The organism is Chryseobacterium oleae (assembly GCF_900115055.1).
Lineage (GTDB): Bacteria > Bacteroidota > Bacteroidia > Flavobacteriales > Weeksellaceae > Chryseobacterium > Chryseobacterium oleae.
Map to the genome: position 1 here is coordinate 215,797 of NZ_FOVD01000002.1, position 19,035 is coordinate 234,831.

Annotated in this window: 15 protein-coding genes and 5 tRNA genes; 9 read left to right on the forward strand and 11 right to left on the reverse strand. The window is 37.3% G+C overall.

What is annotated here, in order from left to right:
* The first annotated feature begins 84 nt into the window (after positions 1–84).
* The 3 genes from BM143_RS08130 (at position 85) to BM143_RS08140 (ending at position 3,150) form a co-directional block, all read left to right on the forward strand.
* Positions 85–798 carry a 3-ketoacyl-ACP reductase gene (locus BM143_RS08130; RefSeq protein WP_090024056.1) on the forward strand — a complete coding sequence of 238 codons (714 nt, stop codon included), beginning with the start codon at positions 85–87 and terminating at the stop codon, positions 796–798.
* Between the two features lie 664 nt (positions 799–1,462).
* Positions 1,463–2,290, forward strand: a complete 828-nt coding sequence (gene prmA, locus BM143_RS08135; RefSeq protein WP_090024057.1) for a 50S ribosomal protein L11 methyltransferase — start codon at positions 1,463–1,465, stop codon at positions 2,288–2,290.
* Between the two features lie 17 nt (positions 2,291–2,307).
* On the forward strand, positions 2,308–3,150 hold the full coding sequence (locus BM143_RS08140; protein WP_090024442.1) for an SH3 domain-containing protein: 843 nt from the start codon (positions 2,308–2,310) through the stop codon (positions 3,148–3,150).
* A 288-nt stretch (positions 3,151–3,438) separates the two neighbouring features.
* On the opposite strand, the gene BM143_RS08145 is transcribed toward BM143_RS08140, so the two are convergent.
* The 4 genes from BM143_RS08145 to BM143_RS08160 all read right to left on the reverse strand — a co-directional run bounded on the left by BM143_RS08145 (position 3,439) and on the right by BM143_RS08160 (position 6,752).
* Entirely contained in the window at positions 3,439–3,999 is a 561-nt protein-coding gene (locus BM143_RS08145) for a DUF7010 family protein (protein WP_090024058.1), read from the reverse strand.
* Positions 4,000–4,230: 231 nt separating this feature from the next.
* Positions 4,231–4,304 (reverse strand) — tRNA-Arg (locus tag BM143_RS08150).
* Positions 4,305–4,336: 32 nt separating this feature from the next.
* Positions 4,337–4,411, reverse strand: a tRNA-Pro gene (locus tag BM143_RS08155).
* A gap of 316 nt (positions 4,412–4,727) precedes the next feature.
* Complete coding sequence (locus BM143_RS08160; RefSeq protein ID WP_090024059.1) at positions 4,728–6,752, reverse strand: M43 family zinc metalloprotease; 2,025 nt, start codon at positions 6,750–6,752, stop codon at positions 4,728–4,730.
* Between the two features lie 78 nt (positions 6,753–6,830).
* Between BM143_RS08160 and BM143_RS08165 the strand changes: the two genes are divergently transcribed.
* Positions 6,831–7,322: a hypothetical protein gene (locus tag BM143_RS08165; RefSeq protein ID WP_090024060.1), complete on the forward strand. Its 492-nt coding sequence runs from the start codon at positions 6,831–6,833 to the stop codon at positions 7,320–7,322.
* Between the two features lie 48 nt (positions 7,323–7,370).
* Here BM143_RS08165 and BM143_RS08170 read toward each other — a convergent pair whose 3' ends face one another.
* From BM143_RS08170 to BM143_RS08180, 3 genes are read right to left on the reverse strand one after another with little or no spacing between them, the layout of a single operon-like run.
* Complete coding sequence (locus BM143_RS08170) at positions 7,371–8,144, reverse strand: ABC transporter permease (protein WP_090024061.1); 774 nt, start codon at positions 8,142–8,144, stop codon at positions 7,371–7,373.
* Positions 8,137–9,039 (reverse strand): ABC transporter ATP-binding protein, encoded by a 903-nt coding sequence (locus tag BM143_RS08175; protein WP_090024062.1) that lies wholly within the window; start codon positions 9,037–9,039, stop codon positions 8,137–8,139. Before BM143_RS08175 ends, BM143_RS08170 begins: the two co-directional genes overlap by 8 nt.
* The gene (locus tag BM143_RS08180; protein ID WP_090024063.1) at positions 9,039–10,316 is read right to left on the reverse strand and encodes an erythromycin esterase family protein; all 1,278 of its coding nucleotides are present in this window, start codon (positions 10,314–10,316) and stop codon (positions 9,039–9,041) included. Before BM143_RS08180 ends, BM143_RS08175 begins: the two co-directional genes overlap by 1 nt.
* 456 nt (positions 10,317–10,772) lie before the next feature.
* Between BM143_RS08180 and BM143_RS08190 the strand changes: the two genes are divergently transcribed.
* Positions 10,773–11,861, forward strand: coding sequence for a fatty acid desaturase family protein (locus BM143_RS08190; protein WP_090024065.1), 1,089 nt, complete (start codon positions 10,773–10,775; stop codon positions 11,859–11,861).
* A 501-nt stretch (positions 11,862–12,362) separates the two neighbouring features.
* Here the strand turns inward: BM143_RS08190 and BM143_RS08195 are convergent.
* The 4 genes from BM143_RS08195 to BM143_RS08210 form a co-directional block, all read right to left on the reverse strand.
* Positions 12,363–13,502: a serine hydrolase domain-containing protein gene (locus tag BM143_RS08195; protein WP_090024066.1), complete on the reverse strand. Its 1,140-nt coding sequence runs from the start codon at positions 13,500–13,502 to the stop codon at positions 12,363–12,365.
* A gap of 396 nt (positions 13,503–13,898) precedes the next feature.
* Positions 13,899–13,972, reverse strand: a tRNA-Arg gene (locus BM143_RS08200).
* Between the two features lie 32 nt (positions 13,973–14,004).
* Positions 14,005–14,079: transfer RNA gene (locus BM143_RS08205), tRNA-Pro, on the reverse strand.
* Between the two features lie 30 nt (positions 14,080–14,109).
* Positions 14,110–14,194: transfer RNA gene (locus BM143_RS08210), tRNA-Ser, on the reverse strand.
* A gap of 135 nt (positions 14,195–14,329) precedes the next feature.
* Here BM143_RS08210 and BM143_RS08215 point away from each other — a divergent pair.
* The 4 genes from BM143_RS08215 (at position 14,330) to BM143_RS08230 (ending at position 18,886) form a co-directional block, all read left to right on the forward strand.
* Positions 14,330–15,355, forward strand: coding sequence for an N-acetylmuramoyl-L-alanine amidase (locus BM143_RS08215; RefSeq protein WP_090024067.1), 1,026 nt, complete (start codon positions 14,330–14,332; stop codon positions 15,353–15,355).
* 71 nt (positions 15,356–15,426) lie between these two features.
* Positions 15,427–16,827, forward strand: a complete 1,401-nt coding sequence (gene aspA, locus BM143_RS08220; protein WP_072922640.1) for an aspartate ammonia-lyase — start codon at positions 15,427–15,429, stop codon at positions 16,825–16,827.
* Between the two features lie 99 nt (positions 16,828–16,926).
* On the forward strand, positions 16,927–17,781 hold the full coding sequence (locus tag BM143_RS08225; RefSeq protein ID WP_090024068.1) for a glycosyltransferase family 2 protein: 855 nt from the start codon (positions 16,927–16,929) through the stop codon (positions 17,779–17,781).
* Between the two features lie 64 nt (positions 17,782–17,845).
* Positions 17,846–18,886, forward strand: coding sequence for a hypothetical protein (locus BM143_RS08230; RefSeq protein ID WP_090024069.1), 1,041 nt, complete (start codon positions 17,846–17,848; stop codon positions 18,884–18,886).
* Positions 18,887–19,035 lie beyond the last annotated feature (149 nt).

Consider the following 19,035-nt stretch of genomic DNA (forward strand, 5'->3'; position numbering starts at 1 on the left):
GCTATTAAAATTGTATTAAATGTCTATTCTTTAAGCCTTGTCAAAATGTTCTTTTGTAAATTTGTCCTAAGAAAGAATAATATTATGAATATAAACGGAAAAAATGCCATCATAACAGGTGGTGGAAGAGGGCTTGGAAAGGCGGTTGCATTAGCTTTAGCCAATGAAGGAGTACACGTGGCCATTACCGGTAGAAATGAAGAAAACCTTAAAAATACAGTGGAAGAAATCAAAGCGCTTGGGGTAAACTCTGCCTATGCGGTTTTCAGTATGGATAATGAATCTGAAGTGAAAGCGGGGATTGAGTCTCTTGCCAAGCAATTGGGAAGTGTGGATATCCTGGTGAATAACGCAGGAATCGGAGATTTTGGAAGTATTGAAGAGATGTCTTCCGAAACCTGGGAGCAGGTGATTAAAACCAATCTGTTTGGAGTGTATTATGCTTCCAAGGCTGTTTATCCGTTTCTGAAAGCGAATGGTGAAGGAGATATTGTGAATGTAGCTTCCACGGCCGGACTTAAGGGTGGTCCGAATATGTCAGCCTATGCAGCTTCTAAAGCAGCGGTAGTTTCATTATCCCAATCGATGATGGCGGAATGGAGAAAGCAGAATATCCGTGTTATCACATTGACGCCAAGTACCATCGCTTCGGATATGAGTATCCAGGGAGGACTTACAGACGGCAATCCGGATAAAGTGCTTCAACCGGAAGATTTCGCAGAATGGGTAAGAGATATTTTAAAAATGAACAGAAGAGCATTGATTGCTAACGGTTCTATTTTCTCTACAAATCCGTAAAAGGGTTAATCATATTTGTTTAATTGCTGCAGGATATTGGGTTATGTGATACCCGCTGCATTAATTTAAACAATAAAATATTTGATGGAGGCGGGCTTTAGCCCGTCTTTTTGCGTGAAATCGTACCATGATAAAGGTTAAATCTCCATTGGTGATGCATGGCATAATCGTTAATATGTCAAAATATTCAATAGAGGCGGACTTTAGTCCGTCTTTTTGCGTGAATTTATACAAATAATAAAGCTTAATGTCAATAGATGATGATACATAGCATATTCGTTAACATGTCAAAAATATTCAATAGAGACGGACTTTAGTCCGTCTTTTTGCGTGAATTTATACAAGTAATACAGTTTAATGTCAATAGATGATGATACATAGAATATTCGTTAACATGTCAAAAATATTCAATAGAAGCGGGCTTTAGCCCGCTTTTCATTTACACAAACCTATCCGGCTTTAGCCAAAATATAAAACAGCTTTATTTTCCTGTCCTGCTTATGGGCAACCTCTCTACGATCATAAAAAGTCACCCGATTCATCAAAACTTTGCGCCTTTGCGATTAAACCAAATAACATTGTTCTTAAAATAATCCATACTCATAGCACTTCAATTTTTTTAACCGTAATAACATTCTTATTTTTGCACCAAATTACTTACGCAATGCAAAATTATTTAGAATTCAATTTCAAAATTTCTCCATTACAGCCATGGAACGAGATATTAATGGCAGAGCTTATCGAAATAGGTTTTGACAGCTTTACAGAAGAAATCGACGGAATTTTAGGATATATTCAGAAAGAACTTTTTAAGGAAGAGGAACTTAAGACGCTTCCGCTTTTTGAAAATAAAAACGTGGAGATCACGTATTCGTTTGAAGAAATGCCGAATATCAACTGGAATGAAGAATGGGAAAAGAACTTTTCTCCAATCAATATTGATGATAAGGTGTTGATTAGAGCAGAATTCCATGAGTCGGTAGCGGGTATGCACGAAATTATCATTCAGCCTAAAATGTCTTTCGGAACAGGACATCACCCAACGACACACCTGATGATTCAGCAGATGATGGACATTGATTTCAATGGTAAAAAAGTCCTTGATATGGGATGTGGAACTTCTGTATTGGCGATTTACGCAAAACAGCAGGGTGCCGGAGAGGTAAAAGCTATTGATATTGATGAATGGTCTGTAGAAAACTCAAAAGAAAATGCTGTAAGAAACGGTGTTGAACTGGATATTGAACTGGGAACTGCGGAAAACTTAGGAAAAGAGAATTTTGATATTATTCTGGCCAACATCAACAGAAATATCCTGATCTCTGATATTCCTACCTATGTTGGTGTAATGAATGAAGGCGGTAAATTACTCCTTTCCGGGCTGTGTTTCTTTGATGTGGATGATATCCTTGAAGTATGTAAAGAAAGCGGTCTTGAGTTGAAGAAAAAGCTTCAGCGTGAAGAGTGGGTAAGCTTGTTGCTGGAAAAATAATGAAGCAAAATACGAATATGAAATCTTTACTCACCGTTTTATGTCTGCTATTCCTGCAGCTTTTCTCAGCGCAGGAAGAAAATATGACTTATGCTGACGGCGTTTTTAGCTTTGAGGAAAATAAAACCCAGAAAGTTTTTACGAACTGGACCAGAGTAAGAAAAGAACCCAATGTAAAATCGCAGGTTACGGATTCGCTGCAGACGAATCAACAGGTGATAATTCTTAAAAAAGAAGAAGCTATCCTGAGGCTAGGAGAGAGAGGTGCGAACTGGTACAAAGTTTCCTATCAGAAAGGAGAGGCAGTTTCCGAAGGTTATATCTGGGGTGGAAATCTCTGCGTAGGTTTTCGCAACAAAAACGGCTACGACTTCCTTTTTGGACTTTCCAAAACAGTAGACCGGAAAAGTAAAGAATACAACGGGACTGAAAAGCAGAATATCGCCGGCATCAAAATGATGGAAGGAAATACATTGATTGATGAGGTGTCTTTTGATACAGGAAGAGGAGAAGAACTGAGCTATGGAACATTTACCATTGAAAGCGGGCATAAACTACAGAATGTGGAGTTAACCCTTAAAGCAATGGTTTCCGGTGAAGCCTGTGGAATTGCAAGCTATAGTCAGTATGTATTTTTTAGGGATAAAAAATTAATAGCTCTGCCTCAGTTGATGAATGTAGGAGATGCCGATGTTTATTATCATACGGAAGAATTTGTTTTCCCTAATGACAAAGGTGGAATCTCTAATGCCTTTATCTTTAAAACGGAGGAAATGGAAAAAGACGATAAAGACAGGGAAAAGAAAAAGCATTCCTCCAAAACATATCTTTGGGATGGAAGTTCTTATCAACTGAAATAAGCTTTTGACTTAAAATAAATATAACCGCTGTATCAATTACAGTGGTTTTTTTATGCCTTAAATTAATGAAATGTGAATACAATTTCGATATTCAGGGAAAAAACTGGAGAGTGAACTGATATCTTCCCGAGTTACCGCTTTTAAGGTGTCAAAAATGGCGTAGACTCAATCTTTAGGCCTGTATATGGTTTTGCGTTAAACGAGCTTGATAGAAGGGCGTAACAGGGAGTAATTGTTTTTAAAGCAAAAATGAACGTTATCATAACAAAGTGGTGAGTAGAAATGACCTTATTGATCACTTATCACTTGTTTCTGCTTCTCACGCAGATAAATACTGTACATAATAATGCCAAATATTATTTCTACACAACCACCAGAGAGAGCAGACAAGAAGGCTCCTGCTTCTATTTTAAAAAGGCTGAAAGCTGCCAGTCCCAGAATGCCCCCAAGAATCCAATACATTTTTGTGCCATAAATACTGGCAAATGTCAGATATCTTCCGCCAATAATCATCAGCATGCCCTGGAAAAACCATTCAGTCTTATGTAACGAAAGTCCATATGCCAAAGGAATGCACATGATCATCCATATCGTTCCTTCCATGGCAAGCTTTCCGAGAGGGTTGCCTTTGTGATGGTCTCCTTTAATCCCTGTTAGTTTTCCTATAAGTGTTGAAAGGGGAAAAATAAAAACTCCCCCGATTATTAAAACCCAAATGGCTTTTTGGGGAGTATAGAAATGTACGGACAGGCTTGAAAGGAGCCATATTACTCCTGAAACAAATACGCCGATGGATCCATAGCCGTAGCTGTATTTCATATCTTGCTGGGCTTCCTTTAGATTATCCATATTAAATTTTTGATATAAATATGCTAAAGTTTTATATGCTGTACAATGTATTTTTCCGGTAGTCTACGAAAAGCTTTTTTTTCTCTACATGGAACGGATAAGGAAAAACTTTGCGAAAGGATTCGAACCTTTGACCGTCCCGATTAGAAAATCGGGATGCTCTATCCAGGGCTACCTTTTTTGAGATATTAAACAACAAAAAAGCCTCACAATAAAATTGTAAGGCTTAAGTGAGCGCGAAAGGATTCGAACCTTTGACCGTCTGCTTAGAAGGCAGATGCTCTATCCAGCTGAGCTACGCACCCATTAAATAATTTTGAAAAAATTACTAAAACAGTCGGGGCGGCAGGATTCGAACCTGCGACCTCCTGGTCCCAAACCAGGCGCGATGACCGGACTACGCTACGCCCCGATTATTAGGTCATCTGAACGAATTTTACTTCGTTTTTGCGAGTGCAAAGATAGAAAATTATTTTGAATAAAAAAGACAATTCTGAAAAATTATTTAATAATTATTTGTTGCATTATCGTAGTCACGGATTAAAAAAGAGACTGTTTCTTTGTGTGTCGAAATATGAGGTGTTAAATATCAGTGTTTTATAAGCGGGTGTGTTCTGTCTTTCAAATTATATCTGGGATTTTCAGGAATGAAAATAAAAATAAAAAAAACCTCCGGAATTTATCCGAAGGTTTATTATTGCTGGAAAAACTGCAATGTGAAATTTAATTTATTTTTTTATAAATTTTACATTTTCTGTTTTCTTGTCGCTTTTGAAAGTAATGAAATATGTTCCTTTTGTCAATTCAGCTACACGGATTTTCTGATCTTCAAGAGCTCCGGATTTTACGATTTGACCAACTGCGTTGTAAATTTCATATTTAGTATTGTTAGCTACGTTCGTAACGTTTAGAACATCACTTACAGGATTTGGATAAACGCCTGCTGTGTTTTTATCTTTTGTCACTTCGCTTGTAGATAACGCTCCTACTACTTTGAATTTTCTTTCCTGTGTATCCGTAAAATCATTACCTGCAATTACAGGTGCTCCTGCTGAATTTAAAATTCTGTAAGAACCGTCATATTCAAAGATACCGTCATCTTCACTATCATTGATTGTAAATGTATAACAATCGTTTAGAGGTAATACCCAGTTTTGAGTGATTAATGCAGGAAGAGGGTCTGTGTTAGGGTTTACAACATCAGGATAAGGGCCTCCACTGTAAAGTGTAGTTCCTGAACTATTTTTTAAGTTCCATGTAGTTTCAGATCCAAAATAGTCAAGCTGTAATTCGAACGTAAAGTTTGTACTTGATACAGGTACTATATTTCCTATCACTACAGATGAAGCGTTATTGCTTGCTCTCTGGTCTGTCGTTGCGTTAACAGATGTGATCTGTGCTGAAATATTACCAGTAGCTACACCAGTAGGAATACTAACGATAGCATATTTATCCTGTGCTAAATTTCCAGTCCAGTTGATGGTTTGTACTGCTCCGCCATTTACAGAATAGGTAATAACCGCTGAAGTAAGTGCGCTTGTTCCTCTGTTGTAAAGGGAGAACTGTGCTGTAACAGGAGTTGGAGTATCAATACATGCAGTTTGGTCACAGCTTCTTTCACCCTTTAATTCTGCATCATTAGCAAATAAAGGAATAGCAATGTCCGCTGTTGAAGTTTTCAATTCCATTCTTCTTGGAGAATTGTTCATCACGGCAACCATTCTGTCTTTTTGGTTAATGGTGAAAATATTCATACAGGTATCATAAGTATAATCCATGTAGTTTTCGAACATTTCATCTGCAGTACCACAGGTGTTGGATTTAGGATGTGCAGGGCATCCACCGTTAGATGTTCTGTGTATCGGAGTGTCTGCAACATAATCATTTCCACAGTTAGAATCTCCCCAGATGTGTCTTAGTCCTAAGAAATGTCCTACTTCGTGAGTCATTGTTCTTCCTTTGTCATATGGTGCACTTAATAAAAATGTTCCATCATTATAAGTGCTGCTTCCGAAAGTAGCATAATTAGCCACTACACCATCTGTATTAGCATACCCTCCATTCGCATTCAATCCCGGTAAGGTAGAGTTTGAAGGGAATTGGGCATATCCAAGAAGATCACCATTAGAGAATTTTACACTCCACATGTTCATGTATTTTGTAGGATCCCAGATGGTAGTTGGCTTTACATAGGCATCAATAGCAGAAGTTGCCCAAGAATCCTGGCAAAGTTTTACACGGTCTATACCATTGGTAGGGTTTCCTTTAGGATCTACTTTTGCCAAAGCAAATTGTATCATGGTATCTGCTCCCACAGGGCTGGTATTAGCTCCTGGAGTTCCCGCCAGTTTTCTGTAGTCATTGTTCATTACAGTGATCTGAGACTGAACCTGTGAATCAGTGATATTAGGTGCTGTACCTAGAGCCTCTCCATTATGAATAACGTGAACTACTACAGGGATTGTAATAACTCCTCCGTTTTGAGATTTGTTAGCCTGTGCATTAGCGATCAATGGGCCGATCCAGTCTTCAAACTGCTGCTCAGTCATTCTTTTCGGATTTATTTGCTGTAGCATAGCTTCATATTCCGTAGAAGCACATCTCACAAATCCGTTTGTTTTTCTAAGCTCTTCAAGGGAATAGACTTTTCCAAAAACAATCTTATCTTTAGGATCGTTTTTCTGTCCAAATGCCAAACAGAAGAGTGTTAAAAAAAGTAAAAACGGTAATTTAAAAGTAGTTTTACCTTTCATGTGTATATAATTTAATTAGTTTTACAAATATATTTATTTTTACTAATAATTTTCAGTAAAATTTTAAAAACAACGAAAATGAATTATAGATTATTAATTGCATTAATTCCTCTTATTTTAACGAATACCAATTGTACTTCTCAACAAAAAGGAGATTCAGGTGCAGTTGTGTCAAACGGAGTACAGAAAAAATCTAAGATTGAAAAGATAGAAATCACGGAACAGACCAGAGGTACAAACAGATTAATTTCATTTGCTCCAGGTTCTAAAACTACATCTGTAAACGGAACTGTTTCAGAGGATGTTTTGTCTGCAGCAGCCTGGGAAAGTATTGTAAAACAAGCCGAGTTGATCGATCTCGATAAAATAGCATCATTAAAATCTCCATCTGAAGGCAGATTTGGAGACAGAGCCTTTGCTTCCACCATATTGATTACGAGTGGAGGTAAGACCTACGAATCATCCACCTTTGATTCCGGTGTTCCGCCAAAAGAATTGGAAAGTCTTTACAGAGAGCTTTTTGTTGAAATAAAATCTAAACAGAAGCTTCCTAAAAAGGGTTTGCGATAATACGTGATCGCTCTTTGATATTTTAAACCAGAGAGCGATTTGAAAAAATCATCCCCCTTTCTTCCTCACAAACAAATAAAAACTCACGGCAGCAAAGATAAATACCGCAGCCATATTACAGTAATCCAGCCTTTCAAAAGAAATATTTTCAAACATTAAATTTCCGAAAAGTTTAGAGCCACCCGTATACACTAGAAAATCTGAAAACTTTTTCTCATTCAGGAATCCTGAAAGAATAAGCATAAACATACCGAACCCTATCGGGTAAATAAAACTTTTGAATACCAGACTCAGAGCTAGCTGTATCATAGCGATGGCAGAAAGTGCAATGGAGAATTTCAGAAAAACATAGAAGATAACCTCTCTGAAATTATAATTCTGAAACCCAAGCTCAGGGAAAACAATACTGAAGAAATAGCCACTCAGAAGGAAAATAATGTAGGTTAAAATCATCGAAAACCAAACTGTTATTAGGATAAACAATACTTTTGAAAAAAATATTTTTGATTTTGAAACCGGTATGGTAAACAGAATTTTATAATTATTATTTCTGTATTCTACGTCACAGCAGGCATAAACGAACAGAGAAACCAGAATAGGATAGAGTATATAAAAAAACTGGGATACGATTTTCCCCAATACGAGTTTCCAGGGATTGGACGTTCCTTCTTCGGGAATACCTTCGGTAAGAAGTCCATAGATATAATAAACATCAAAAGCTAAAATAATAACAGCGGGAAGTAGCAATATCCCGAATATTTCCTTATTCTTGGAGAGTTTATATTGCTCGGAAGAAAAGGCTTTATAGAAAGTATTAGTCATGATTTTTAGAAATTAGGTTAATGAAGATCTGTTCAAGATTTGTGCTCTGAGATTCTATATCGTAGATCTCAATTCCGTTGTCAATCGCTGTCTTTAAAAGTAAATTAAACTTTTTGTCATCGTTCGCCCTTACCGAAATCTTATTGGGACTGTTTACTGAGACGGGAAAAGATTCCTGGAGCACAGAAACAGCTTTTTCAGTATTGTTTACTCTCAGAATCACCTCTTTTTCCACCTGGCTCAGAAGTTCATTCTTTGTCCCCTGGAAAACCATTTTACCTCCTTCAATGATTCCGATGTGAGTAGCTGTTTTCTCCAGTTCGCTCAGAATATGACTCGACAGGAAAATAGTTTTACCCTGCTCGTTCAGATGCTGAAAAAGCTTTCTCATTTCAAAAATTCCCTGAGGATCCAGACCGTTTAGGGGCTCATCCAGAATCAGCAGTTTGGGATCGTGAAATATTGCCATTGCAATCCCAAGTCGCTGCTTCATTCCCATTGATAGGGCGCTTGCTTTCTTTTTCTTTTCCTTGTGAAGATCTACCAGTTCCAGAACTTCATCAATTCTTTTACTTCCCTTTCCGTAAATAATATCCAGATATTTTAAATTTTCAAAAACCGTCAGCTTCGTATAAAAACAAGGCGATTCTATCAGGTTTCCGGTTGAGGCAAGAATTTCTGTACGGTTCTGTTTTAAACTTTTATTTTGGATGAATATTTTATCACCGGTTTCCTCCAGAAGTCCCAGAAGCAGCTTTATTGTCGTCGATTTTCCGGCTCCGTTTCTTCCCAGGTAGCCATAGATGCTTCCTTCCGGAACGTTCAGGCTGATGTTATTTAAAATGGCCTTAGAGCCTATGGTATAACTAAGGTTTTTAGTAGTGATGCTTTCCATTATTTCTTGATTGGTGTTAAAACAGTATTGGTGTCTATGTAAAAGATTCCATCAAAAGAGCGGCTCCAGTTCTTTTTCATGTCTGTTTTCTGGTTGATGGTCGATACAAATTCCTTTTTCAGGAATGAGCTTTCCGGAATATTTCTCAGGTTAAGAAAGAAATACGGAGTTTTTGTCCTGTGAAACACGTTTTCAATAGCATATTTCCCAGGCTTGTCAGAAATACTTCCATTGTTATTTTGTTGGGCATATGAAGAAAAATCCATTATATAGGCTGAATTTCCATATTGATTACGGATATAGGCACCCAAGGGGAGATAGTCTTTACTGTATCTTTCTGCAAAAGAGTGAATATTCGCGCACCATACGATAACCTTTTTATCTTTATAAACAGAATCAATCTGATATATAAGATTCTTAGCCATTAGTGAATCTCTAAAGTGCATGCTCGGCATAGATCCAGGTTTAAATTTCCAATTCTTGGTCAAATTATCCTTTATATCACGAAAATATCGGGCGTATATTATATTTTCAGGTGTTTTTTCCAGTTTTAAAACAGCCTGTTCCAGTCTGGTAAGTTCCTGTAGCAATTCATTCTTTTGATTTCCCTTTAAAACCCTGCTGACGTACTTTTTGTAAATAAAATTATTAAGCTCATCAGTATGTTTACTGAGGATGGGGAAAGTCTTAATATCAATGTTATTGCGGCTTAAAAAATCTTTTAATAGCTTTCCGCGTTTAAATGCCAGTACACTTCCTGAAAACTGAATATCAAAACCTCCCAGTTCAATAGGGCTAGCAGTTGTTTTTGTTTTTTGATAATATTGTATCAGTGGCTGGCTTTCTTTAGCACCCCACCAGTATCCGAAAAGCCCCAGACCTCCGATGGAATCTGCAGAAGTTTTGAGCTTATGATGCTTCATTTCTTCGTTCATGATCCAGGTGTCGTACTGTCCCGCTTCGTAAAGCACAACAGTATAGTTCATATTTTCATGGAGATATTTGATGAGTCGGCTTTTGGCTTCGGAAGTCGATCCGTCAATATGGGTATTTTCCCCGAGTATTAAAACCTTATTGTCTTTCAGGATAGTGTCAAATATTTTCAGATCGCTGTTGTCACGGTACTCCATAGAAATACTTTTCAAAGGATGTTTGTAGCTCTGGATTTCAGAGAGCTGTTCTTTGGTGGCTTTCTCAGGGATTTCCTGATATATGATTTTGTTCAGGACAAAAATGGCAATAACGGAAATGATAAAACTGTAAAGTATTTTTTTCATTCATTAAAATTTACAGGTTAATAAATTTTCTGTGGTTTTCTTTAATTGGTGGTGTTTTACTAAATAATGTTACTCTTCTGTGTGAATTATTTATGAGAATAACGAAAATAATGCCAGTGAATAGAGTAGTGACGAATTGTCATTTGGGAATTCGGATTGAGTACAGTGGAATCAATTTGAAGATTTTAGTAACAAATTTTAGCCAGCCTCACATGAGTACAGGCGATGAAATTCACGATGAAAACATACGCTTTCAGAAGGTAAAAGAGGTAATTAATCCAAGTAATGACAGTGGCTTGTCAATTTGAATTTAATGAAGTTGTAATAAATGAATAATTAATACGTTATATTTGTACAATCCGGTAATGTGCCGGAAATCTCAATACCCTCCTTATTCCAACACCCGATTTTAGCACATCTGTTTGTTCGCGTCAGGTAGATCAAACAAGATATGTTATGTCACAAAAAGTAAAATTCTCATCAGTTTCTGGTTCTCATTTTTACGCAACCCTCAGAAGCAGAGTAGATGAATTTTTCAGTCAGAATCAAAGAAGTCAACACGCGAATGCCCATATGTGGGGAAAAACTATATTTTTCCTTACGGGGTTTATCGGGATTTACCTTGTCATCATTTCAGGCCTAATGCCTGTCTGGATGCTTTTGCCATTGGCAGCGGCTCTGGGGATGTTTAGTGCCTTTGTAGGCTTCAATGTATGCCACGATGCTATACATGGCTCCCTTTCCGGTAACAAAAAGGTGAATAAACTGTTCGGGTTTATTTTTAATCTGATCGGTGCCAATCCATATGTTTGGAGTATCACTCATAATCTGGTTCACCATACCTATACCAATATCCCCGGACACGATGAAGATATTGAGATCGCCCCTGGACTGATCCGGATTGCTGAAGAAGATGAAGTGAATCGTATTCAGCGGTATCAGCATTGGTATGCCTTTCCGCTTTACAGTCTGGCTTCTCTTTCATGGGTATTTCGTAAGGATTATGTGAAATTTTTCCAGAAAAAAATTGGCGCACATCAGAATAAACATCCTAAGCGGGAATATTTCAATTTATTTTTCTTTAAAGCGCTTTATTACTTTCTGTTTATTGTATTGCCTCTATTGGTGCTGGATATTAGCTGGTGGCAGTTTCTGATCGGTTTTCTGCTTCTGCATATTGCGGAAGGTCTGACGATGGGACTGGTGTTTCAGCTGGCCCACGTTGTGGAAGGAACCACTTTCCCGTTACCGAACGAAGCAGGGCAGATAGAAGAAGCCTGGGCGGAACATCAGATGCGTACGACAGCGAATTTTGCAACACACAATAAGCTCGCAGCATTTTTCCTTGGTGGGCTGAACAGGCAGATCGAGCATCATCTGTTTCCAAAAGTTTGCCACATACATTATGGAGAGATCTCCGTAATTGTGAAAAAGACAGCAATGGAGTTCAATTTGCCTTACAATGAAAATAAGAGCTTTTCATCCGCGCTGCGTTCCCATTTTCTAACGTTGAAAAAATTTGGCAAAGAGGCGGCTGTCAATTAACCTGATTATATCTGTTGGCTTATTGTAAAAGTATGGCCAAACTCTAGGCTATAGCTATCCAATTGTGTCTCCTTAAATAAGCGCAAAAAGATCCGAACCTATTGACCAAGTATTCTGTTGGGAATTTAAAGCCAGACTCGTGTCATTTAAATTGTAGAGCAATCTCATTTTTGCTCTCGCAGATTTTGAAGATCGAGCAAATCAATAAGCCTGAAAACTTGCCTTATCTGATTAATCTGCGTGAATTTTTTAAAATCATGATATATCCGTTACCTTCATCAGAATCAATTTCATTGATTCCACCTTTACTTTCCTTTATAAAATGTCATAATAATTAAAAATAAAACTTTCCGCAAGTTTTGCATATGATCAGTTTTAATGAATTTTATTTCAGGAAGATTAAATTTTGTAAAATGGAAAGGCATAAAAACAAAAAAACTCACCATAAAATAATGAGTTCTGTATAAGTAGCATAGGAAGACTTGTTGAATACTTGTACAGCTAATTTGAAGTGCTTATGCTGTTTAATGAGTTGATTTCTGTAAAATAAAATTTCGAAATATTCTCTGTCATAGTATAAGTTTCAACCCCCGTAAGATTAGTAAATAGAATAATAGATAAATTATCATTAGGATAAATAGTAACAGAGGCACGCCCACCTCCAAAAGCAGAAGCCGCGAAATGTGTTTTTCTATTAATGATTGGCCAGCCTAATGCATATGAATTTAAAACTCCTCCAAAGCCATCATATGTTCCGTTATTTAACTTTACAGGTTCCCACATTTTTATGATATTTTCTCTGTTTTTTAAAAATTTACCATTTTGTAATGCCATAGTCCATTGAACCATATCATCAGCACTTGTAAACACGCCTGCATCAGTTCTGAAACTCGTTGGAAAATCTTCGTATAATTCAGTTAATCTATTAGTTTTCATATACTCTCCAGTTGTTTTGTCCAAAGTATAAAAGCTATATGTTGGCGCTTTATATCCAATAACATCATATGAATTTGCGTATCTTGTATGCTGCATTTTAGCAATATTTAATTGATGTAATTGAACAGACTTTTCGAATGGAAGGTTTTCAATTTTTTCAATAACCTTTTGTAACAGAAGATAGTTTGTTGCATTATAGTTGAATTTTTCTCCAGATTTAAATTGTAAAGGTAAAGTTTGAACTTTGACCCAAGCTGAATCCTGTCCTTTATCACTAATTAAGCCATCCCCAATTGAGTTTTCAATGTCAGGCAGACCGGAAGTATGACTCAATAATTGTTTTATTGTTATATGCCCCCAATCTTTAGGTACAGATGTCAGATAAGTAGAAAGCGGTTTTTCAAGTTGCAACTTATTCTGTTCTACAAGTTGCATGATTGCGACAGAAGTAAATATTTTAGCAATAGAATTGATAGAGAATTTCGTATTATTGGTTACAGGAACAGCGAACTCAGCATTTGCTATACCCAGGGATTCTGAAAATAAAACTCTGTTTTTTTTTATTACAGCAACCTGTAATCCCGGAATTCCTTGCTCCTTCATTTCTTTTTTTAGATATTCTATAATTTCTTTTTTATGGTTTTGTGCAGAAATTAAATCATTCTGAATGAGTAATATACATATGACAAATAATATTTTTCTCATAGAAAATATTTTTTTTGAAAGTTACATATAATTTACTTATTAAGGGTGTGAATGCGGGTTTATGCTGTTATTTCATCGGAAACAAAACCAATGGTATCAAATGTTAGAAAAATACATTAAATCCAAAAAAATCGAAATCCGGACATTTGAAAAGCTATGTCTAAAGATTCTGAATAAAGTATATAGAGGTAGCACATGAAACGAATATAAATAAAAAATAGCACCATTATAAAACAAAAAAGACTCACAATGAAAATTGTAAGACTAAGTGAGCGCGTCAGGATTCGAACCTTTGACCGTCCCGATTACAAAATCGGGATGCTCTATCTAGGTTTGTTTTTATTGGGGTATTATAAAACAAAAAGACTCACAATAAAAATTGTGAGTCTTTTTAAGTGAGCGCGTCAGGATTCGAACCTGAGACCGTCTGCTTAGAAGGCAGATGCTCTATCCAGCTGAGCTACGCACCCATTAAATAATTTTGAGAAAATTAATAAAACTGTCGGGGCGGCAGGATTCGAACCTGCGACCTCCTGGTCCCAAACCAGGCGCGATGACCGGACTACGCTACGCCCCGAAGTATATATGATAGTGAAAGAAAAAATAGCGGAGGGTAAGGGATTCGAACCCTTGCGACGCTTGCACGTCGACAGTTTAGCAAACTGCTCCATTAACCACTCTGGCAACCCTCCTTTTTTCTTATTTTTTAATGATCGTTGTTCCGTTATTGCGAGTGCAAATATAGAACAGATTTCTTTATTTACCAAATAAAATTCAAGAAAAATTTGCGTATTTTTGAGGTGATAAATGATTAAAAAAATAAACTGATGCGTAAGACATTATATATCATCGGATTAAGTACTTTTGTTTTTTCATGTACTTCCCAACAAAATGTAAAAAAAAATACATACAAGCCGAAAACCCCGGTATCACAGGTGAAATCGACTGTTAAAACTCCGGTCGCCGAAACTCAAAAACCAAAAATTACCAACGAGCACGGTGTAGAATTTTTTACAACCAATCTGGCTGATCCCGCGAAAAATGATAATACGGCAAGTTACGGTTCTATAGTATCAGCAAAACCGGCCGGATATAAAGTAGTGAAGACTTATTTCCCGGCCATTGCACAGAATTTCAGACAGCGTTATCTTATACTACATTATACTGCACTTCCTGATGATACATCCATTAAGGTTCTTACCCAGCAGGGAGTAAGTGCGCATTATCTGGTGAATAATACCGGAGATAATGAGATCTATCAATTGGTAGATGAAAACAAACGTTCTTATCATGCAGGAGTAAGTGCATGGAGAAATGACAAAAACCTTAACGATACCTCTATAGGAATCGAAATCGTGAATGCAGGCTATACATCAGATGCTACAGGAAAAAAGATATTCGCTGGTTTCAGTGATGAGCAGGTAAGAAAAGTAGCTGCACTGGCTAAAGATATAGTAGCAAGATATCAGATCCCGGCAACCAATGTGTTAGCCCATTCAGATATTGCGCCTACAAGAAAACAGGATCCGGGACCTATGTTTCCATGGAAGAAACTGTATGACCAATACCAGCTTGGAATGTGGTACGATGAAACGGCAAAACAGAATTTCCTTTCTCTGGCTCAGGAAGAAGTCCCTTTAAAATATAACGATCCGTCGTTTATCTTTGTGGTTCAGACGGCATTGCAGAAATTCGGTTATTATACTGATCTGAGTGGAAAGTGGGATGATGCAACAAAAAGAACCATTGAAGCCTTCCAGTATCATTTCCGTCCGTTGAATTACGATGGAATTATGGACGCCGAAACATGGGCGACTCTTCAGGCTTTAAATCAAAAATATCCAGCGAAATAACAACTAAAACGCATCGGTTCAGATGCGTTTTTGCTATATTTAAACAATAAAAAACAGTTAAAATATCTGTAATGGAAAATTTCAGAAAAGAGAGTGATCTGTTAGGCGAATTAAATGTGCCTGCAGACGCATATTACGGGGTACAGACGCAGAGAGCGATCGATAATTTCAAGATTTCAGGACAGCTTCTGTCTTCATATCCGGATTTTATCAAAGGTTTGGCTTTCGTGAAAAAAGCGGCGGCAAAAACCAATTATGAATTGGGTCTGCTTGATGAAAATCTTTATTTCAAAATTGCGGAAGCATGTGATGAAATTGTAGCAGGGAAGTACCACGAGCAGTTTCCTGTGGACATGATCCAGGGAGGAGCAGGAACTTCAATCAATATGAATGCGAATGAAGTAATTGCCAATATCGTTTTAGAAAAATTAGGAAAAAATAAAGGCGAGTACGAATTCTGTTCACCGAATGACCACATCAACCTATCCCAATCGACCAACGATGCTTATCCTACAGCGATCAAAATGGGATTATTGCACATGAATATCGGACTTGTGGAAAGACTGGAGAAAATCGTTGCCGCTTTCCGTGCCAAAGGAGAAGAGTTTCATGATGTGATCAAAATGGGTCGTACCCAGCTTCAGGATGCTGTTCCCATGACTTTGGGGCAGGAATTTGAAGCCTATGCTGCCACTTTAGAAGAAGATATTTCTAAATTAAATAACAATGCCGATTTATTTGTAGAAGTAAATATGGGCGCTACAGCTATCGGTACAGGACTGAATGCTCCTGTAGGTTACGCTACACTTTGTGCCAAAAATCTGGCTCAGATTACGGGGTTCCCGGTTATTTCCGCACCCAATCTTGTTGAAGCAACACCGGATACAGGTTCTTACGTAATCTATTCTTCCGCTACAAAACGTCTTGCTGTAAAGCTTTCAAAAATCTGTAATGATCTGAGACTTCTTTCTTCAGGACCTAGAGCAGGATTATTTGAAATCAATCTTCCGCCCATGCAGCCGGGATCATCCATTATGCCTGGAAAAGTAAACCCTGTTATTCCGGAAGTAGTGAATCAGGTATGTTTTAAAGTATTTGGAAACGATCTTACCGTGACTTTTGCGGCAGAAGCAGGACAGTTGCAGCTTAACGTAATGGAGCCGGTGCTTTCTCATGCGATCATGGAAAACATCAATTTCCTTTGTAATGCTTTGGATACGCTTCGTGAAAAGTGTGTGGTAGGAATTACAGCCAACAAAGAGATCTGCCTGAACATGGTAAAACACAGCATCGGTATCGTAACGGCTCTTAACCCTTACATTGGGTACAAAAAGTCCACGGAGATCGCTAAAGAAGCTCTGGAGACCGGAAACAGCGTTTACAATCTGGTTCTGCAGAAGGGAGTTCTTTCCCAGGAAAAATTAGATGAAATTCTTGATCCTAAAAACATGTTGAAACCACACAACAAATAAATTACTTAACGGGTAATGATAAGTGATGAATTATGACGTAACTCAATTCATCACTTGTCCTTACTCATCACTCATAACTCATCACTCATAACTAAATACGTGAGGTTTTTAATCATCATTCCTGCCCACAACGAAGAAGAAAATCTTCCTTTCACACTGGATTCTTTACAGCAGCAAAGTTTTAAAGATTTCAGAACGGTGATTGTTAATGACGGTTCTACAGACAGAACGACGGAAGTCATCAGGAAATATACGGATCATGATTCCCGTTTTGAAACCGTAAATCTTCAGAAATCAGCACATCAACCGGGTTCTAAAGTGGTAAACGCTTTTAAAAACGGACTGAAAACTCAAAATACAGACGAATTTGATATCATCTGTAAATTTGATGCAGACATTATTCTTCCTGACAATTATCTTGAAACAGTGGCCAATGCCTTTAAAAATAATCCGGAATACGGACTTGTAGGAGGATTGCTGTATGTAGAAAAAGACGGAAGCTGGGTATATGAGGGGAATTCCAATAAACACCACGTGAGAGGCCCTATGAAAGCTTATCGTAAGGAGTGTTTTGTACAGATCGGAGGCTTGAGAGAAACGCTAGGCTGGGATAATATTGATTCTATTTTGCTGGAAAATCTGGGCTGGAAAGAAGTTGTTCTTCCTGAACTTCAGGTGAAACTGATCAAGGTGAAAGGAGCGGATTATACCATCAGACCGGCAGATTATTACGGCAGGTATTTTTATTTTTTAGGACTGAACCGATTTCTGGCTTATATTGCGTCTTCAAAAGAAGCTGCGAAAAGCAAATCCGTATCTTTTTTCTTTAATATCATCAAAGCTTACGAAGCCTGCAAAACAGCAAAACTGGAACTGAAAATCTCAAAAGATGAGCAGAAAGCCATCAACGACAAACGCTGGAAAACACTCAAGAAAAAATGGCTAAAAATATAATAAAGGCAGACTGAGATCCAGTCAAACACTTTACCTTTGCTAATCCCTAATCCCTAATCCCTAATTGAAAAAAATCGCCTACATAGAAATAGACACCCACGCAGAAATTGCACAGGCCTTCATAAATATCATGAAGGATTCTTCTGATTTTAATGTAGATTATTATTTTTCAAAGAAGATCAAGGATCTGGTGGAGAAGAATGATGAAACGGTATTTTTATCCGACGGTTCTATGATTTTGGAGCAACTGAAGTTAAAAAAATACGATCTTATCATTATTGGAACGGTTCACAGGTATTTCAATACTTTCCATGCATTGGTTCAAAAATATAATGCAGCGGTGATTGTTCATAATATCAATTTTTCAACAGCTTCCAAAGGGGCATTGATGAAGAGTATTTTCAAAGGAGATCTCATTTACAGGCTTAAACTCTGGTGGAAAGAAGGTTTATTTTATACCGGAAAAACGTATCGCAATGCTAAAGGTTTACTGGTACTAGATGAAGAACTTTCATCAGATATCTATGAATTTTTGCCTGTTTTTTACAGCGAAAACTTTGAAAGGCAGGAAAATGAAGCCCTGACTGTTGTGATTCCGGGAGGCGTTTCTCAGAAGAGGAGGGACTATGATCATGTTTTTAAAACCATCCAGAATTTTAAAACCGAAGAAAAATATGCGTTTGTATTTCTAGGAAAAGCTAAAGATGATGAACTGAAAAAGCTTGAAAAATTAGCAAAAAAACTTCCCAAAAATATCTCTATACAATATTTTTCAGACAGAGTTTCCAATCATGATTTCGAAGAAGGGATGCAGAAAGCAGATGTTTTGTGGTGTCCGATTCAGCAGAAAACTGAATTTTTCAGCAGAGAAGAAATTTATGGCCTTACCAAAATGACCGGAAACCTTGGAGATGCCATTAAATATGGCAAAACAGCTGTTTTTCCTAAGGATTATCCTTCGAGACTGGAATTTATCATTCCTGAGGCGGAAAATATTTTAGAGCAGTTTAAAGGGCTTAAAAACGCCCGCTTCGATTTCCAGAAAGAGTACAACAAAAAGTCTGTACTGAAAAGGCTTGAAGATGTTCTTTTGGGCTTGATTTAGAAGATTTCAGACGTCAGATTTCAGACATGAGACTTTAGGTTAAGACTGGGATTGAAAAACGTCAATGGTGAATTTTGCTTCGCAAGTGAATGGTGAGTGGTAGATTTAGGAAACAAGAGCTAGGCAACAAGACTTAATATGTCAGAATT

Bases quoted from the DNA above. Each gene is read 5' to 3' on its own strand.
- BM143_RS08130 (WP_090024056.1), top strand. From the start codon at position 85: ATGAATATAAACGGAAAAAATGCCATCATAACAGGTGGTGGAAGAGGG.
- prmA (WP_090024057.1), top strand. From the start codon at position 1,463: ATGCAAAATTATTTAGAATTCAATTTCAAAATTTCTCCATTACAGCCA.
- BM143_RS08140 (WP_090024442.1), top strand. From the start codon at position 2,308: ATGAAATCTTTACTCACCGTTTTATGTCTGCTATTCCTGCAGCTTTTC.
- BM143_RS08145 (WP_090024058.1), bottom strand. From the start codon at position 3,999: ATGGATAATCTAAAGGAAGCCCAGCAAGATATGAAATACAGCTACGGC.
- BM143_RS08160 (WP_090024059.1), bottom strand. From the start codon at position 6,752: ATGAAAGGTAAAACTACTTTTAAATTACCGTTTTTACTTTTTTTAACA.
- BM143_RS08165 (WP_090024060.1), top strand. From the start codon at position 6,831: ATGAATTATAGATTATTAATTGCATTAATTCCTCTTATTTTAACGAAT.
- BM143_RS08170 (WP_090024061.1), bottom strand. From the start codon at position 8,144: ATGACTAATACTTTCTATAAAGCCTTTTCTTCCGAGCAATATAAACTC.
- BM143_RS08175 (WP_090024062.1), bottom strand. From the start codon at position 9,039: ATGGAAAGCATCACTACTAAAAACCTTAGTTATACCATAGGCTCTAAG.
- BM143_RS08180 (WP_090024063.1), bottom strand. From the start codon at position 10,316: ATGAAAAAAATACTTTACAGTTTTATCATTTCCGTTATTGCCATTTTT.
- BM143_RS08190 (WP_090024065.1), top strand. From the start codon at position 10,773: ATGTCACAAAAAGTAAAATTCTCATCAGTTTCTGGTTCTCATTTTTAC.
- BM143_RS08195 (WP_090024066.1), bottom strand. From the start codon at position 13,502: ATGAGAAAAATATTATTTGTCATATGTATATTACTCATTCAGAATGAT.
- BM143_RS08215 (WP_090024067.1), top strand. From the start codon at position 14,330: ATGCGTAAGACATTATATATCATCGGATTAAGTACTTTTGTTTTTTCA.
- aspA (WP_072922640.1), top strand. From the start codon at position 15,427: ATGGAAAATTTCAGAAAAGAGAGTGATCTGTTAGGCGAATTAAATGTG.